Origin of the sequence: Paenibacillus tyrphae (genome assembly GCF_000722545.1) — a bacterium.
Lineage (GTDB): Bacteria > Bacillota > Bacilli > Paenibacillales > NBRC-103111 > Paenibacillus_G > Paenibacillus_G tyrfis.
Map to the genome: position 1 here is coordinate 80776 of NZ_JNVM01000005.1, position 16693 is coordinate 97468.

Here is a 16693-nt window from a genome sequence, read left to right on the forward strand (position 1 = left end):
TTGAGCGTCACCGTCCGTCCCGCAGGCAGACGCACGATGTGGTGCCGTACCCGATTCCTCAAAAGGTAAACCTATGCATCTGGTGGGCTATCTGTAAAATTTAGAATTAATTAACATCAAATATGTCATGATGAAGGGGACTCCGGACAACAATCGGACAGAGCGGCTCGGCGATGGAGGATGACGAGAGGAGGAACTTGAGCAATGGTGTTGATTAATTGTCGCAAGTGCAATCGGGTCATGGTGGATGAGCTGGAGGACGGGACGCTGAGAATCCGCACCCGTATTTTACTGGCCCGGCTGAACGGTACGGGTGTGCAGGCGGTATGCCCGCAGTGCAAGAAGGACGTGCCGCTGCCGTTCGATTTGGTGCCGCAGCAGCAGTACGAAGCTTCTCATGCTTGGGAAATAGGTTAACCGGGCTTCGCCGTTCGACGGCAGCCACGCGGATTCGAGCTGCTTCACGAATTATTCACACGGGCAAAACATTGCGATGACAATGGCTTGGTACAGTAAAAACAGATCGAATATCGGAAAATTATGGTGCGACAAAGTCTTCGGGACGGCCATTACTACTGGCGCGACCCGGGACTTTTTTGTCGTTCCCGGCTTGTACCGGGCTGCCTGCGGGCGGCGGTTTTCCGATGGGTACCGGGAGGTGGGACAAGCGTTCGGCAGCGAGCCCTTGGACGATAGCGGGAAGGGCGAGGCGAAACCGACGGAGAAGAAAGTGTATCTGCCTTGCGAGGAACGTGATGACAGAGTTGCTCGAGAGCCGGCATTCGGGCGCTTGTGCCTCCGGTCAGTCAGAACGGTAGACGAATCCGCAGCCATGAAGCGACAGCGTTTCAAGCGTTTCATCCATTCCAATACCCGGGAGGAAATCGATTATGAAAATGAACAAATTGCTGAGCAAATTGGTACTCGCTTCCGCCGCTTTCGCGCTTACAACGACGGTCAGCCAGCTTCCGCTGGGAACGATCGGTATCCAAAAAGCGCATGCCGCCGTCATCACCATCTCGTCGGCCAAATCGCAAAGCGGTTCGACCGTTACCGTCGAAGGGATCGTTACCGCCAACAATGCCGCGATCGGCGGGGGCAAACTGTCTACGTTTATCCAGGATGCTACAGGTGGTATCAACGTATTCGCGCAAGACGCAACTCCGTTCCTCCCGCAGCTGGTCGAAGGCGAGAAAATTCAAGTCACGGGTCAAATCACTACGTACCAAGGATTGACGGAAATCGTCCCGACTTCTATTACCCGCGTAAGCACGGGCAACCAGGTACCCGCTCCGCAGGCGATTCCTTTCTCCACCTTGAACAACGCCGCTCAAGCCGAACCGCTGGAAGGCAAGCTGATTCAAGTGGCTCAAGTGTACATCGGCGCTCTGCCGACCGTACAAGCCGGCGGCGGTTACAATATTACGATCTATGACAACAACTACAATTCGTCCATCCTCCGCGTGATGAACGACACAGGCATCTATTCCGGCCTGCAGGCCAACAAATGGTATGCCGTCACTGCAATTCTCGGCGAATACGACAGCTACCAGCTCATTCCGCGGAAGCCTGCCGACGTTTCGCTGCTGGCTTCACAGCCTCCAGCTCCAGTACCGGCTGCGAAGCCGATCGCTACGGCCAAAGCTTTGACGGGCCAAGTCGTTACGGTTGAAGGTACGGTCCTTGCCAACAACTCCGCGATCGGCGGCGGCAAAATCTCGACTTACATCCAAGACGCTACGGGTGGGATCAACCTGTTCGCCGCCAATCCGACGGGCTACATCAGCCTGGAAGAAGGCGACAAAGTGCGCGTAACCGGTACGATCACGGTATACAACGGGCTGACGGAGATCATCCCGACTTCGGCGGCTACCGTGACGAAAACGGGTACGGCTCCGGTACCGGCAGCCGTGGCCAAAACCGTTCCGGAATTGACGCAAGCTGCTACAGCCGAACCGCTCGAAGGCACGCTGGTAAAGACGGTCAAAGTAAAAATCAACAGCCTGCCGACGAATCCGTCCGGCGGCGGCTACAACATTACGGCCGTTGATGCGAACAACAACTCGATTCTGCTGCGTGTGCTGCAAGCCACGAACATTTATCCGACGCTGAAAACCGGCGTATGGTACGACGTGACAGGCGTATTGAGTCAATACAACAGCTACCAATTGATCCCTCGCAAAACGGCTGACGTCGTCGTTTCTCCATAATCCTCACCCACAAAAGCAGGGGATGATAATAATCTCATCAGAGTGTTGAGAAAGTGGTTTTCGCTGGTATATAGAAACATACGGAGGTGGGGTGTGCACTGGAGGAGCGCTAGCGTTCGCCTTTGTTCGCGGGAAATATCTGCTGCGAAGCGGCTTTAAATCAAAATTTCCTGCGGACAAGAGCGACCGGAAGTGTACACCCCACCCCTTCGTGTACTTCTATTACCTCAAATAACCACCAGTTTCTCAACAACTCAGGGGATGAAACGTCCCCTGCTTTTCCTTTTCTCTACATAAAATCTTACAATTCGTCAAACACTCCGTTTACATATGTTCTCCGATGCAATGCTATAATGATACGTATTGGAGCGACAAAGTCCTCGAGACGACCAATGTTTATTGGTGTTTCGAGGACTTTTTTTGTTGCAAGGGGGTGCAGCAAGCGAGTTAATGCAGGCCAAATTTCAACATTCAACTGCCGTCGATGGAAAATGATGCGGAAGGAGTTATGACGCTTGAACACCATTCGATTACAAAAAAAGGTTTGGTCGCGCACGGGGTTCGTTCTGGTGGCAGCGCTTTTCGTGCTGCTGTCTTTCGGATGGACACGGTCAGCAGCGATCGCTGCTCCCGAGGCGCTCCCGCACAAAGCGGTGGAGGCCGGGGACCGGTCCAGCTTTGTTGTAAAAAAGGACGGTTCCTTATGGGCCTGGGGACAAAATTCGAACAAGCTCGGGTTGGGCAGCAATCAAAGCACAATCTATGAGACGCCTGTGAAGGTGAACGGGATCTCGAACGTGACGGCTGTCAGCATGGGGACAAACCATACGCTCGCGGTGAAAAGCGACGGAACGGTCTGGGCTTGGGGCAGCAACGAAACCGGGGCGCTGGGACTTGGCTCCGAGACGAGGGAAAGCAATGTTCCGCAGCAGGTGAAGGGGCCGGGAGGAGAAGGTTTTTTGACCGATGTGGCGGACATCGCCGTCGGCAGCACTTTCTCTCTGGCGCTAAAAAAAGACGGAACGGTCTGGCAGTGGGGATTTTTACATACGTTCCAGTCGGCAACGCCCGTACCGGTTGCGGGAGAAAACGGTCAAGGATCGCTATCCGGCATAGCCCGGATCGAGGCCGGAAGCGATTTTGCGCTTGCGTTGAAGAACGACGGAACGGTGCTTCAATGGGGCAGCAGCTTTTACGTCCTGCCGTCGCCGAGCGCAACGCCTCAGAAGGTTCAAGGGCTGGAGCAGGTGAAGGCGATCGGCCATGGCAGCTATCACGCGCTTGCCGTCCGGTCTGACGGTACGGTATGGGCGTGGGGAATGAACGGCAGCGGGCAGCTTGGCGACGGATCGAAGTCGGAATCGCTTGCTCCGGTGCAGGTCAAGCTTCCGGGGGGAGAGCCGCTGCGGCAGGCCAAAGCAGTGGCGGGCGCCAGCTTTACCAGCTATGCCGTCAAGGAAGACGGCACGGTCTGGGCATGGGGGGACTCGAACTCCGGCATGCTCGGGATCGGCGAAGTGGGGGGCGATCTTTACTTCGGAAGCCCGTATGCGCTGCAAGTGAAGGGCGAAGGCGGAGCGGGATTTTTGGAGCAGGTAACCTCTCTCTCCGGCAGCGAAACGACGAACTTCGTCCTCGCCGCCAAGTCGGACGGTACGTTCTCGGGCTGGGGGAAAAACAGCGAGAAGCAGTTGGTCAATACGGCCGTCGACACCTACATCGTACCGGTCAAGCTGGACATTCGCGACGATGCGACGGATACGACGCCGCCTGCCCGCGTAATGAACGTCCCTGCGGATGGGGCCGTGAACGTCGCTGTCGATGCCGCAGTCAAGGTTACGTTTGACAAAGCGGTTCTGGCAGGCCCGGCGTTTTCGGGGATTGCCATTGCCGATAGCAACGGCTTGCCCGTAGGTGGGGTGACGGCAACGGTAGAGGAGCGCGAGCTGACAGTGGCGCATGCGGCATTTGCTCCGCAGCAAACGTACACCGTCACGATTCCGGCGCAGGCCGTGAAGGATGCGGCGGGCAATGCGAACGTCGGGGTGATCAAGTGGTCGTTTGCTACGGCGGGCCCTCCGGCCCAATCGGCGCAGCCGCTTGCGGACAAGCTGAGCCTCCGCGGCGTTTCCTTGACGGGAGCGCAGGGAGCTGTGACGGGAACGGCGGTCGTGAAGGCTTACAAGCTGCCGGACAAGCAGGAGCCGCTAGAGACCGCGACGGCCGACGCCAACGGCGTTTTTAGCCTGTCGCTTCCGGCTGCGGTGCAGACGGTTTATGTTACCGCCACGGAAACGGGAAAAACGGAAAGCAATCCGACCGCCGTGTCGCAGACACCAGTCTCCGCGGCTGCCGTCTCCCTGTATTTGCCCGGGGGCGGCACGGTAGGGCAAGACCGCACCTTCGAAGCGGAGGTGCGTGTGGTGAATTACGCCGATTTGTACGGCGCCCAGCTTCAGGTGAAGTTCGACCCGGCTAAGCTGAGGCTAGCGGAACCGGCGCCGATTCAAGGCGGCGATTTGTGGAACGGACATTCGGCTGCGTTTTTTGTTAATCAGGACCCGGCTCGTTTGGAGCAAGGCATCCTGACGTTTGCGGGTACGCTGCGCGGCGAAGCGGCGGGGTTAAGCGGGAATCAAGCGATCTCAATCGCAAAAACTCGCTTCCGTGCCATCGGAACGCCCGGCACGACCGCCATCGATATTCCGACGGATGGGGTCAAACTGGCCGCTGCGCCTCGGGGAACGAGCACGCTCCCGATCCGCTCAGACGTATCGGGGCCTGCAAGCTTGACGATTGTCCCGGGACCCGCCGCCGGGAAAGCGACCGTCTCTTTAGCCGCTTCGGCACAAGAAGTACGGGCCGGACAGCCGATTACCGTCCGGGTGAACGTGGACAAGTACACGGACGTGTACGGCGCACAATTCCAGCTAGCTTACGATCCGCTCCGGTTGAGCGTGCAGGACGAAGATCCGGGCAAGCCAGGCGTTCAAGTTCGGGGAGGCTCGTTGTTCGGCACAACAGTGACGCAGCAGGTCTACAATCAGGTGGACGTCTCGCAAGGCGTCATTACGTTTGCCTCGATGCTTCGCGGGGGCGCGTCCGGCGTATCCGGCTCCGAACCGACGTCGATCGCCGAGATCACGTTCGTTCCGGCGGCGCATCAAATCGGCGATACGAGCATTGCGCTGAAGCCGGAACATGTGAAGCTGGCCGGCTATCCGTCAGGAGATCCGGCCAGCTGGCAGCTTCCACTTGAGCTTGCAGGAAGCCCGCTGCTCGTGAAGGTAAAGCCGGCGGGACCCGATACGCAAGCGCCAGTCTGGCCGCTGGATGCGAAGCTGACGGCAAGCGGCATCACGTCAGACGCCGTGACGCTGAAGTGGACGCCGGCATCGGACGATACGGCTGTAAGCAGCTACAAAATTTGGAAAGAAGAATGGACGAACGTCAGCGTGACCCACAGCGTGTACGGCGGGGGGACCAGTATGGACATCACAGGAGCCGTCTACGGTCCGGTGAAGCAGGAAGCGGCGCTCGTACGGGGAACCCAAACCGAATGGAAGCTGGGCGGCCTGAAGAGCGGAACGACGTACCGGTTCACGGTGGAGGCAGGCGATGCGGCAGGCCACTGGAGCACGGGCGGACCGGCGGTGACGGTGACCACGCTAGCGGATTCCGGCGGGAAGGACACAGAAGCGCCTCGTTGGCCGCAAGGAGCGAAGCTTGAAGCCACTTCCATCGGCGTCAACAGCGTGAATCTGAAGTGGCCGACGGCGTCGGATAATACGGCTGTGACGGCGTACCGGTTGTATCAGGGCACGACGCTGCTTGCGACGGTGACCGGTAACGTCTACGAGGTGACCGGCTTGTCCTCGGGTACGACGTATACCTTTACCGTCCGCGCTGGCGATGCCGCAGGCAACTGGAGCGACGAACTGAAGCAGAGCTTCACGACGAACAGCACTTTGTCCAGCGGTACGAGCTACGGTGCGTGCTGCGGACCGGCGGCTCCGGCCTCTTTCCAAATAACGGAGCATGGGATCGATCTGCCTCAATCCTACATTCGTACGACGAAGGAAACGCTCGCCGGCGCCATCTCGTCGACCTTGGTGACAGTAGATGAAGAGGCGCTTGGCAAGGCGTTCGGGCAATTGAAGGATGCGGCTGCCGCTGCGCAGCGGATTACGATATCCGTAGAGTCTGCGGAACCGACGGTCCGGCTCCAGCTCCCGGTCGGTGTTCTCGTGAAGGCCGCAGCCGATACGCCGAAGGCGGTCATCGCGCTGGAAGCCGGGGCGGGGGCGGTCCGATATGAGCTGCCGATCAGTCAGATCGGCTATGAAGCGATTGCCCGCGAGCTTGGGGCGGACGTCAAGCAGATGAAGCTGACGCTGACGATGGCAGCCGTGAAAGGTGCGCCGCTGGAGCAGCTGAAGACCGGCCTGAAAGGCATGTCGCTGCTATCCGATGCCGTAGAGTTTACGGTAACGGTAGAAGGCGGGGGCAAATCGCGAGTTGTCGACCAATTCAACGGGACGATGGTGAAACGGATGTTTGCGATCGCCGAACCGGATTCGAGCCAAATTACCGGCGTACGCTTCGAGCGGACCGGACCGGTGTTCGTCCCGACGTTGACGAAGACGATTGGCGGCAAGCCGACGGCGGTCCTGATGAGTCCGACGAACAGCGCCTACGGCGTGATCAAGTATCGGAAGACGTTCCGGGATACGGCCGGTCACTGGGCGCAAGCTGACGTCGAGCTGCTGGCTTCGAAGCTGGTCGTGCTGGGGACGTCGGAAGAACACTTCGCGCCGGACAAAGACGTGACGCGCGCCGAATTCGCTTCGCTGCTCGTCCGTTCACTCGGACTCCCGCTAAGCGAAACGGCTGCGCCGTTCAAAGACGTGCAGGCCGGTGACTGGTTCTATGGCGCGGTCGGCACCGCTGTGAAAGCGGGACTGATCGAGGGCTTCGAAGACGGCACATTCCAGCCTGAGGCGAGGATCACCCGGGAGCAGATGGCGGTCATGATCGCCCGTGCCTTGAAGGCTGCGGACACTGCGCCGAAAGCGGGCCATGCCGCTGCGCTGGACGCTTTCCGGGACAAGAACGCAGTAAGCTCTTGGGCGAAGGAAGCGCTGAGCCAGTCGCTGGATACGGGGCTCATGAACGGCATGACCGAATCGACGCTCGAACCGGCCAGCCATGCGACCCGGGCGCAAGCGGCCGTCATGCTGAAACGACTGCTGCGTTACGCAGGGTATATCAATTAACGCCGACGGAGGAACGAAAACGATGAATACGAATCGCAAAAACGTTTGGACAACCGTATCGCGCGCCATGTTGAACACCGTGCTCGGTGCGGGTTTATTGCTCTCCGGCTTTGCCGGGACGGGGAATGCGGAATATTCCGCATCCTCCGTTTCCCCTGCAGTGGAGCCGGCCGTATCGGCTGCCGCCTCTGCGGTGATTTCCATTGCGCAAGCGCGCCAGCTTCCCCCGGGCGTCGAGTTCACCGTCCGCGGAGAGGTGACGGCGGTTTATCCCAAGTCGAACGCCTATATTCACGACGGGACGGCAGGGCTGCGGATTTACGGCTATGACGCCGCCAGGCTGCGTCTGGGGTCGGAAATTGAAATTACCGGCAGGATCAAAAATTACAACAGCGAGCTGGAGCTGGTTTTTCCTTTTACCGCGACCGAGCTGCCCGGAGACCAATTCCCGACACCCGCACCGCTGGAGGTTGCGTTGGATCAGGTGGGCGAAGCCAATGCGGGACAGTTCATCAAGGTCAGGAACGTCTGGATCACCGAAGATTACAGCAGCGGCGACGGCGGCGTGAAGGTGACGGACGGAAACAGCTCGGTGGTCATTTTTGCTCTGGACCAGCCGAACTTAAAAACTTATTTGCAAAATCTGCCGAAGGACCCGTCCCAAAAATTCGATATCGTCGGAGCGAGCTCGGTGTTCCGGTCGACCAAGCAAATTTTCCCGCGCGGAGAAGCGGATATCGTGCCGGTGCAACCCAGCGGGGGGACGCAGACGCCCGCTCCGGCAGCGGACAAGCTGACGTTCGACAACCGGCCGCCGGCGGCCGCCCGGTTGAGCGGCAGCAGTGGCTCCGTTCCGGCTTCGAGCACCGTGAAGCTGTACGCCAACGCGGCCAAAGGAGCCGAGCTCGGAAGCGGGACAGCCGATGGGATCGGCGCTTTTGCCGTCACCTTCGACAACAGCGCGCAGAAGCTCCAGACCGTCTACGTATCCGCGACCGCAGCCGGCAAAGCGGAAAGCGGCTTGACTGCCGTCAGCGCGCAAGGCAGCGGCGGCGATACGTTCGACGTGACGGTCACGCACATTTCCGACGGCGATACGTTTAACTTCAGCCCGTCGCTTACGGTGGACGGCAAGTCGGTGCATATCGTGCGCATGCTCAATATTGACGCCCCGGAAACGGCGCAGGCACCCTTCGGAGATCAGGCCACGCAAGTGATCCAATCGCTGATGCCGCCCGGAACGGCCGTGAAGCTGGAGCTTGACCAAGTCAAAGTGGATGTCTATGGCCGTCTGCTGGCGCACGTGTACCGCAAGAGCGACAACCTGGATATCAACAAAGAAATGCTGAAGCGCGGAGCGGCGATCAACTATTACATTTACCCGAACATGAAATATTTCGCGGATTACGGGACGGCGGCGAAGCAGGCTTCGCTGGAAGGCAAAGGGATCTGGAATCCCAGCTCGCCACTTACTAAGCTGCCTTACGAATACCGGGCGGCGGGCTGCATGGAGCGGTATGTCGGGGATGCGCAAACGAAAAAATATTATATCCCGAAGCGTTACAAAGAAATTCCGTTCGAGAACCGGGTATTTTTCGGCTACGACAAGCAGGAGTCCAAGACGGCGGGCTATACCCCGGCAGATCCCGCCGATCCAAACCATAACCCGGCGACGGATTGCACGACCGGAAGCCTCAAGACAATCGCCGAGGTTCGCAGCCAGTGGAATCCAGACACGACGTTTCAAGTGGTCGGCAAAGTGACGGTCGTCCATGAGCCGGACCATGCGTTCATTCAAGATGCGACGGGCGGTATTCATCTGTATGGCAAAATTCCGGCCGGCCTGCAGGTCGGACAAGAAGTGAAAGTGGACGGCAACGTGCAGGAGTTTTACGGGGATCTGGAGTTCAAGAACGCAAGGGTCGAGAAGCTGAATCAGGACGGGATTCCGACACCGGTCCCGCTGGAGCTTAAGCTGGATCAAGTCGCGGAATCGAACGAAGGCCGCCTGATTGCCGTGCGAAACGTGTGGATCACGGGCAAATACAACGGCGGCAACGGGGGCATCCGGATTACGGACGATACGGGTACGGAAGTCGTCGTCATTTCCCCGACGAAGGGCGGAACGTTCCTTGACGAATTGCAGAAGCTTCCCCAGGGCAAGCAGAACAAATTCGACATTGTCGGCGGAAGCTCCGTTTGGAGCAGCCTGCGGGAGATCTATCCCCGCTCCCTGGCCGACATCGTCCCGGTAGGCGGAACGGGCGGCCAAGGCTTAGTAAAAGGCACGGTGAAAGCCGAGGGACGCAGCATACAGAGCGCCATCGAGCTTACGGCGAAGCATCAGACGAGCGGCAAAGAAACCAAAATTACCGCTTCGGCCGACGGCTCCTTTACGATTCCGAATCTGGTCGCCGGAGCTTACACCGTAACGGCGAATCTGAAGCACTATATCCCTGTCAAAGCGGCGGTCATTGTGCAGGATGGAAAAGTTACCGACCTCGGCAACTTGGCGACGCCCGGCAACGGCGGGAGCAAGGAAGGCTTGATGCGGGGAGGCAACGTATATCCCGATGCGGAAATCAACATTTACGATGCGGTGATCGTCGGCGCTTCGCTCAACAAGTCGACGCCGGATGCCCTTGCAGCGGCGGACATCAACGGAGACGGAGTGGTCGACCAGGCCGACCTCGATCTGGTAGAGAAAAACTTCCTGGCCCAAATCGCAAACTAAGGAGCAGTTGGGCAGCATAAGAAGCGGCGTCCCGGGCATAAGCGTTGCATGCTTGCGGGGCGCCGCTTTTTTTTTACAGAAAGGAAACCAGCTTAGCTTTGAGCGTTTTCCGGAGCCGTATGGATGACGACGCCTTCGACGTCTTGCGGATTTTTCAGCAGGTGAAAAATCGGACATACCCGCTCCACTGCCTCATGAAGCTCAGCGATCGTCTGTTCGGATTCCGACGAGACAATGTGCAGCTTATACCGGATGTTGTGCGGGTAGATGGGGATATGCTCGAAGCCGGGCTGACCAGCCAAGGCATGCTGCTCCCCGGTCACTTCCACCTCCAGCGACTCCAAGGACACGCCCCGTTCGGCGGCTTGAATCAAGGTGATATGCGTCAAGCAGCTGCCGAGCACGCCGAGCTGAAGCTCCGGCGACGTCGGTCCGAGATTGTACCCGGCGAAGTCCGGCGGACTGTCGCTGATGATCTGAAAATCGCGGATGCGGATTTCGCGTACCCCGCTTCGGCCGGCCGCACGCACATTCGCTTTAATCGCCTGCCTGGCCGTTTCCGGCTGCTTCAACGCTTGCTCGTTGCGCTGCAGGCTCGCTTCCCGTTTTTGAACCAGAAATTCGTTTAAGGTGGACATCATTCGATCACTCCCATACGATTGAATTGATTCCCAAATAAAAAGACTCCATGATTATTCGGCCAATGACGTTTCCGGTGCGGTCGAATAACTGGAGCCTCCAAGGGCATGGTGGGCTGGTTGGAATGGTTTGTTCATACAAAATTAAGGCGATTTACTAAAATGTAGCATCAAACGGCGGATGAAGCAACTTGAAAATTTTTAAGTTGACGCTGGCAAGAGTCCCCTGTTAAAATAGCATCAATACTTTATAACCTATTAAACCTATCGGAGATTGTCTACCGGACTGCCGGAGGCATGACGAACCCGTATTCATGACAGGAATGCGCGGGCTGTTATGTCTCTTTTTTGCATACTATCTCATACTATCTCAAACTTTGGAGGATGAAAACGATGGCTAACGAAAATCAATGGCAACCCGAAACTTTGGCGGTTCACGCCGGTCAGGAAATCGATCCGACGACGTTCTCCCGGGCGGTCCCGTTGTACCAGACGACTTCGTACGGCTTCCGGGATACGGATCATGCAGCGGACTTGTTCGCCTTGAAAGAGTTCGGCAACGTGTATACGCGGATTATGAATCCGACCACCGACGTCTTCGAGAAGCGCGTCGCCGCGCTGGAGGGCGGGGCTGCGGCGCTGGCGACGGCTTCCGGACAAGCGGCCATCACGTACGCGATCTTGAACATTGCCTCCGCCGGGGACGAGATCGTCTCCGCCACTAGCTTGTACGGCGGCACGTACAACCTGTTCGCCTCCACGCTGCCTAAGCTGGGCATTCAAGTGAAGTTCGTCGATCCGTCTAATCCGGAAAACTTCCGCGCCACCATTACGCCGCAGACGAAAGCGCTGTACGCCGAGACGATCGGCAATCCGAAAGGGGACGTGCTGGATATCGAAGCGGTGGCCCGCATCGCCCACGAGAACGGCATCCCGCTTATCGTGGACAATACGTTTCCGAGTCCTTTTTTACTGAAGCCCATCGAGTTCGGCGCGGATATCGTCGTCCATTCGGCAACGAAATTTATCGGCGGTCACGGCACATCGATCGGGGGCGTTATCGTCGACAGCGGCAAGTTCGATTGGACCGCGAACGATAAGTTCCCGGGGCTGACGCAGCCGGACCCGAGCTATCACGGCCTCGTCTTTACCGAAGCGGTGGGACCGATCGCTTATATCATTAAAGCCAGAGTGCAGCTGCTGCGAGATCTCGGGGCAACGTTATCGCCGTTCAACGCCTTCTTGCTGCTGCAGGGGCTCGAGACGCTCCATCTGCGAATGGAGCGCCACAGCGCCAACGCGCTCAAAGTCGCCCGCTTCCTGGAGAAGTACGAGGCGGTCGATTCGGTGCAATACCCGGGACTGGAGAGTCATCCGTCCTACGCGCTGGCGCGTAAATATTTGCTCAAGGGCCAAGGGGCGATCCTTACGTTCGAGGTCAAGGGAGGCGTCGAAGCGGGCAAAAAGCTGATCAACGCCGTGAAGCTGTTCTCCCATCTCGCCAACGTCGGCGATTCCAAATCGCTGATCATCCATCCGGCCAGCACGACTCACCAGCAGCTCTCCGGAGAGGAGCAGCTTGCCGCAGGCGTTACCCCGGGCCTGGTCCGTCTGTCCGTCGGTACGGAATCGATCGACGATATTTTAGCCGATCTGGAGCAGGCGCTGCAGGCGAGCCAGGAGGAAAACCGGGTGTCGGTTTAAAGGTAAGTTACGAAAAAGCCACAATGCGAGGATTCAGTCGCGTTGTGGCTTTTTTATTTTCTCTTTAAACCACGGAATTACGCGAAATCCGTTGAGCTTGAATTTGCACCGTATGTGCAAAAATATGGCTCTGCCACCTATAAAGAAAAGCAGTCCCGGACATCCGTGCCGAGACTGCTCGCTAAAATCCGCTGTTTACGGTTTGGGAGTTACAAGAATTTTCACTTGATTTTTTTCTTTCAACAAAGCTTCAAAGCCATGTTCCACCGCTTCGTCCAGCTTGATTCGCTTCGTAACCAGCTTCTCGGCAGGGAAAAAGCCTTTTTCCATCAGCCGGATGACCGCCGGGAATACATTGCGGTACCCGATAATGCCTGTCATGTTCCGCTCCTTCATGACGAGGTGGTTCGGCCGGATCGGCGCTTCTCTTTCGAAGATGCTGACAATCATGATCTGTCCGGCGACTTTGGTCGACTCGATAGCTTGGGTGAGAACAGGAGGTACTCCGGTTACCTCGAAGGCGATGTCGGCGCCGCCGCCTGTCCGTTTGTGAATCTCTTGTACCACATCGTATTCTTGCGGATCGATGACGATTGCACCCAGCTCTTCCGCTTTGAGCTTACGTTCCGGTGAAAGCTCGACGGCGTAAATTTCCGAGGCGCCGGAAGCCTTCAGTGCTTCAATGACCAGCAAGCCGATCGGACCGGTACCGAACACGACGGCTTTGTCTCCGACCTTCAACTGGCTTGAACGAACGGCGTACAGCGCGACGGCGGATGGTTCGACCAGAGCGCCTTGCTCGTAAGAGACGCTGTCGGGAATTTTGTGGACCATGTGTTCATCGACCGCTGCGTATTCGGAGAAGCCGCCGCCACCGCCGGCGAGGCCGAGAAAGCCCATTTTTTCGCAGAGGTTATATTTACCCTGCTTACACGAGGGGCATGTCCCGCACGCGAAGACGGGCTCGACGACGACCCGGTCGCCCATCTTCACCGAGGCGACACCTTCCCCGATCTCGACGACTTGTCCGGAAAATTCATGCCCCATCACGATAGGGGCTTTTTCTTTTGTCAGCGGGTGGGCAGTGCTCTCCGGAATAAAAATCGGGCCGGCCACATATTCGTGCAGGTCGCTTCCGCAAATGCCGCACCATTCCACTCGAATTTTTACTTTTCCTTTGAGCGCTTGGGGTTCCGTAATCGTTTCCAAGTGCAGATCCTTCACACCATGCCATCGTAATGCCTTCATGCCTGCATTGCATCTCCTTACTGGGTTGAGTATAAAATAAATTTAGTGATAAAATAGGAAACGTTTCCGTAAATAAATAATGTCACAAGTTTGATACATTTGTCAAATTGATTGACGAATGAAGAGGGTTTAAGCAGAAGGGGCGGCTTAGCGGTACTTGCCAGTGGCTCGCCAAAATGGCGTCACCGTATGCTATAATAAAAAGAGACAAACGACATCGGTTCGCATCATAGAAAACGATTCCAATAAGAAAGGACATCTCTCTTGACCAGAAAGCAAAAAGTAACAATTGAAGATGTGGCGAAGAAAGCGGGAGTGGGAATTGCCACCGTATCGCGCGCCATTAACGATAGCGGCGGGATCAGTCCCAAAACGAAGGCGCAGATCCTGCAGGTGATTGAGGAAATGGGCTTCACGCCGAATACTTCGGCGCAAAGCTTGAAGGTGCGGCAAACGTATCAGATTGCCTTGGCCGTCCCGGATATCCGCAATGCGATCATTCCCGAAATTGCCTGGTCCGTGGAGCAGACTGCGAAGCAGCATGGCTACCGCGTCGTGCAGATCAACACCACCGGGAACGCCCGGACCGAGCTTGAAACGGTGCGCGAGGTAAAGAAGCTGCATGTGGACGGGCTGATTATTATGCCGCTTGCATATCCCAAAACATTGGTGGAATTGATCAATAAAGCAAGCGTACCCGTCTCGATCATCAACTATGGAAAAAAGCTCGACGACCATGTAAAAGCGGACGTTGTCGGCTTGGCCAGCCAGGAAGGCCGTCTCGTGATGGAGCATCTGATCAAAATCGGCCGGACGCGAATCGCATACGCGGGTGCCCCGAAGAACAAAATTGAGGAACGGTACTTTGCCTACGAACAGTCGCTGCTGCAGGTAGATCCTTCCCTCGTTTTTTTCGGCGAGGATTTCTCATTTGAAACGGGCTTGCGCGCGGCCGATTACTTTTACAGCCTCAAACATATGCCGGATGCCATCTATGCAGTCAACGACATGGTGGCCATCGGGATTGTGAACCGCTTCAAAGAGTTGGGCATCCGCGTTCCGGAAGATGTGGCGGTCGTGGGCATCGACAACAACTTGTGGTCGACGGTGACAAGTCCGCAAATCAGCTCGGTCTCGATCATGGGGGATGAAGTGGCCCGTCTGGCTACCGAGCTTTTGCTAAAACGGATTCGCGACCACGGTACCGGGGAATATGAACGCGTACAGTTCGAGCCGAGGCTCATTGTGCGGGAATCGAGCGTGGCCGTCATTCGCCAACCTCCTTCCATAACGAAAAGGGGCAGATGACCGATACGGAAAAAAGGGATGTCGCTTCATTTTGATCTCCCGAAAGTCTAGGCTATAATGGGTCTAAAAAGGAGGCGGCTGACGATGGGAGAACCGATCGGATTTTTATACGCGCATCCGGACGATGAAACCTTTTTGAGCGCGTGCCTGATACGGCAACTGGCGGATGAAGGACATGCGCCAGTTCTGCTGCTGGCGACTAAGGGTGAAGCGGGGCAAAAGAACGGCTACGCGGCGCAAGCGACGAAGGAGGAGCTTGCCGCGATCCGGGTCAAGGAAATGGAGAAGGCCGCCGCGGTGCTGGGCATTGCGGAAGTGGAGCATCTCGGATTCCCCGACGGAAAGTTGGACACGATGGACGAGACGCTCTTCTTGGAGGCGGTCATCCGCTTCATCAACAAACACCGCTTGAGAATCGTGGTAACGTTTCCGGAGGACGGCGGCAATTTTCATCCCGACCATATGGCGATTTCGCGGTTTGCGACAGCGGCCGTACTGAGCGGACGGTGCCCTTCGGTCCAGAAGCTTTACTACAGCCGTTCGAAGACGCTGACCGAGCAAGGCTATGAACCGACGCTCGTCGTCGATACGGAACAAGCATGGAGCGTTAAAGCGGAAGCGCTGCGCGCCCATACGTCCCAGCTACTTGCAATCGAGAGGTATTTCGGGAATTTGGACGTTTTTCCGGAGAACCGGCGCTATGAGTCGTTTGTTTTGAACTGGGAACGGGGGCAGCGCTGGCCTTCCAAAACCGAGACAAGTTTATTCGACGACTTGCTCTGAACCGACGGCTCGACGGGAAAAGCAGCTCAGCCTGAGACGAGCTCCTCGACCGTTTTGCCTGAATCGACATATCCGCGATTGACGGCCTCCCATAAGTAAAGGGAGGCGACGCTGCAATACGGCGACCATTTCTGCGCATGCTGCGCCAAAGGGTTGCCGTCTTTTTTATTTTCCGCCGAATACAGCCATCGGGCTCCTCGAACCAGCCCCGCATCGCCCAGAGACAGCACGTTCATTCGCCCCAAAGAAAAAATCAGAAACATTTCCGCCGTCCACTGGCCGATTCCTTTTACCTTGGTCAGCATTTCAACGACTTCGCGGTCTTCCAGTTGGGGCAGTTGGGTCAGATCGATTTCCTTATGAAGCAGCTTGGCGCTCAAGTCTTTGATGTAGTTGATTTTGGCGGACGATAGTCCGGCGCTTCGGAGCGCTTCGGGATCGACCCGGTCGATCTCCTCGGGAGTGATGGAGGAGACGAGCGAACTTACCCGGCTGTTGATGGTGGCGGCTGCTTTCACGGAAAGCTGCTGCCCGACAATCGACAGCACCAGCGACTCAAAATGGCTGCTGCGCACGCTAAGCGTCACTTCGCCGATGAGGGCGATCAGAGCGGCCAGCTTGGCGTCGCTACGGCAAAGGTAACTTATCCTCTCATCGTCCGAATTCAGCGCAATACTGCGGTTCACGAAGGTTCCCCCTTTTCCATGGCGCCTACTTTGTTGGCATCATTATCTCATAAAGTAACGCCCGGGAAAATCCTTGATATAGCCGAAGGACTCATTTCCAAATCCA

The 16693-nt window shown here is 57.0% G+C and carries 10 protein-coding genes; 7 read left to right on the forward strand and 3 right to left on the reverse strand.

What is annotated here, in order from left to right; all coding sequences use genetic code 11:
• The first annotated feature begins 204 nt into the window (after window positions 1-204).
• The 4 genes from ET33_RS06130 to ET33_RS36255 all read left to right on the forward strand — a co-directional run bounded on the left by ET33_RS06130 (window position 205) and on the right by ET33_RS36255 (window position 10220).
• Window positions 205-417: a hypothetical protein gene (locus ET33_RS06130; RefSeq protein ID WP_036677979.1), complete on the forward strand. Its 213-nt coding sequence runs from the start codon at window positions 205-207 to the stop codon at window positions 415-417.
• A 473-nt stretch (window positions 418-890) separates the two neighbouring features.
• Window positions 891-2210 (forward strand): DUF5689 domain-containing protein, encoded by a 1320-nt coding sequence (locus ET33_RS06135; RefSeq protein ID WP_036677982.1) that lies wholly within the window; start codon window positions 891-893, stop codon window positions 2208-2210.
• Between the two features lie 515 nt (window positions 2211-2725).
• A complete protein-coding gene (locus ET33_RS36250; RefSeq protein ID WP_051775129.1) occupies window positions 2726-7486 on the forward strand; it encodes an S-layer homology domain-containing protein in 4761 nt (1586 codons plus the stop codon).
• Window positions 7487-7508: 22 nt separating this feature from the next.
• The gene (locus tag ET33_RS36255; RefSeq protein WP_051775130.1) at window positions 7509-10220 is read left to right on the forward strand and encodes a thermonuclease family protein; all 2712 of its coding nucleotides are present in this window, start codon (window positions 7509-7511) and stop codon (window positions 10218-10220) included.
• A 92-nt stretch (window positions 10221-10312) separates the two neighbouring features.
• On the opposite strand, the gene ET33_RS06155 is transcribed toward ET33_RS36255, so the two are convergent.
• Window positions 10313-10858, reverse strand: a complete 546-nt coding sequence (locus ET33_RS06155) for an OsmC family protein (protein WP_036677985.1) — start codon at window positions 10856-10858, stop codon at window positions 10313-10315.
• A gap of 393 nt (window positions 10859-11251) precedes the next feature.
• Here ET33_RS06155 and ET33_RS06160 point away from each other — a divergent pair, with 393 nt between their 5' ends.
• Complete coding sequence (locus ET33_RS06160; RefSeq protein ID WP_036677986.1) at window positions 11252-12562, forward strand: homocysteine synthase; 1311 nt, start codon at window positions 11252-11254, stop codon at window positions 12560-12562.
• 195 nt (window positions 12563-12757) lie between these two features.
• Here the strand turns inward: ET33_RS06160 and ET33_RS06165 are convergent, their stop codons facing one another.
• Complete coding sequence (locus tag ET33_RS06165; RefSeq protein WP_036677987.1) at window positions 12758-13810, reverse strand: 2,3-butanediol dehydrogenase; 1053 nt, start codon at window positions 13808-13810, stop codon at window positions 12758-12760.
• 264 nt (window positions 13811-14074) lie between these two features.
• Between ET33_RS06165 and ET33_RS06170 the strand changes: the two genes are divergently transcribed.
• Together ET33_RS06170 and ET33_RS06175 are read left to right on the forward strand one after the other, a co-directional pair.
• On the forward strand, window positions 14075-15118 hold the full coding sequence (locus ET33_RS06170) for a LacI family DNA-binding transcriptional regulator (protein WP_036677988.1): 1044 nt from the start codon (window positions 14075-14077) through the stop codon (window positions 15116-15118).
• 84 nt (window positions 15119-15202) lie between these two features.
• Window positions 15203-15901, forward strand: a complete 699-nt coding sequence (locus ET33_RS06175; RefSeq protein ID WP_036677990.1) for a PIG-L deacetylase family protein — start codon at window positions 15203-15205, stop codon at window positions 15899-15901.
• A 26-nt stretch (window positions 15902-15927) separates the two neighbouring features.
• Here ET33_RS06175 and ET33_RS06180 read toward each other — a convergent pair whose 3' ends face one another.
• Complete coding sequence (locus ET33_RS06180) at window positions 15928-16587, reverse strand: DNA-3-methyladenine glycosylase family protein (protein WP_036677993.1); 660 nt, start codon at window positions 16585-16587, stop codon at window positions 15928-15930.
• Between the last annotated feature and the right edge of the window lie 106 nt (window positions 16588-16693).

Bases quoted from the DNA above. Each gene is read 5' to 3' on its own strand.
- ET33_RS06160 (WP_036677986.1), top strand. From the start codon at position 11,252: ATGGCTAACGAAAATCAATGGCAACCCGAAACTTTGGCGGTTCACGCC.
- ET33_RS06165 (WP_036677987.1), bottom strand. From the start codon at position 13,810: ATGAAGGCATTACGATGGCATGGTGTGAAGGATCTGCACTTGGAAACG.
- ET33_RS06155 (WP_036677985.1), bottom strand. From the start codon at position 10,858: ATGTCCACCTTAAACGAATTTCTGGTTCAAAAACGGGAAGCGAGCCTG.
- ET33_RS06135 (WP_036677982.1), top strand. From the start codon at position 891: ATGAAAATGAACAAATTGCTGAGCAAATTGGTACTCGCTTCCGCCGCT.
- ET33_RS06130 (WP_036677979.1), top strand. From the start codon at position 205: ATGGTGTTGATTAATTGTCGCAAGTGCAATCGGGTCATGGTGGATGAG.
- ET33_RS06175 (WP_036677990.1), top strand. From the start codon at position 15,203: ATGGGAGAACCGATCGGATTTTTATACGCGCATCCGGACGATGAAACC.
- ET33_RS36255 (WP_051775130.1), top strand. From the start codon at position 7,509: ATGAATACGAATCGCAAAAACGTTTGGACAACCGTATCGCGCGCCATG.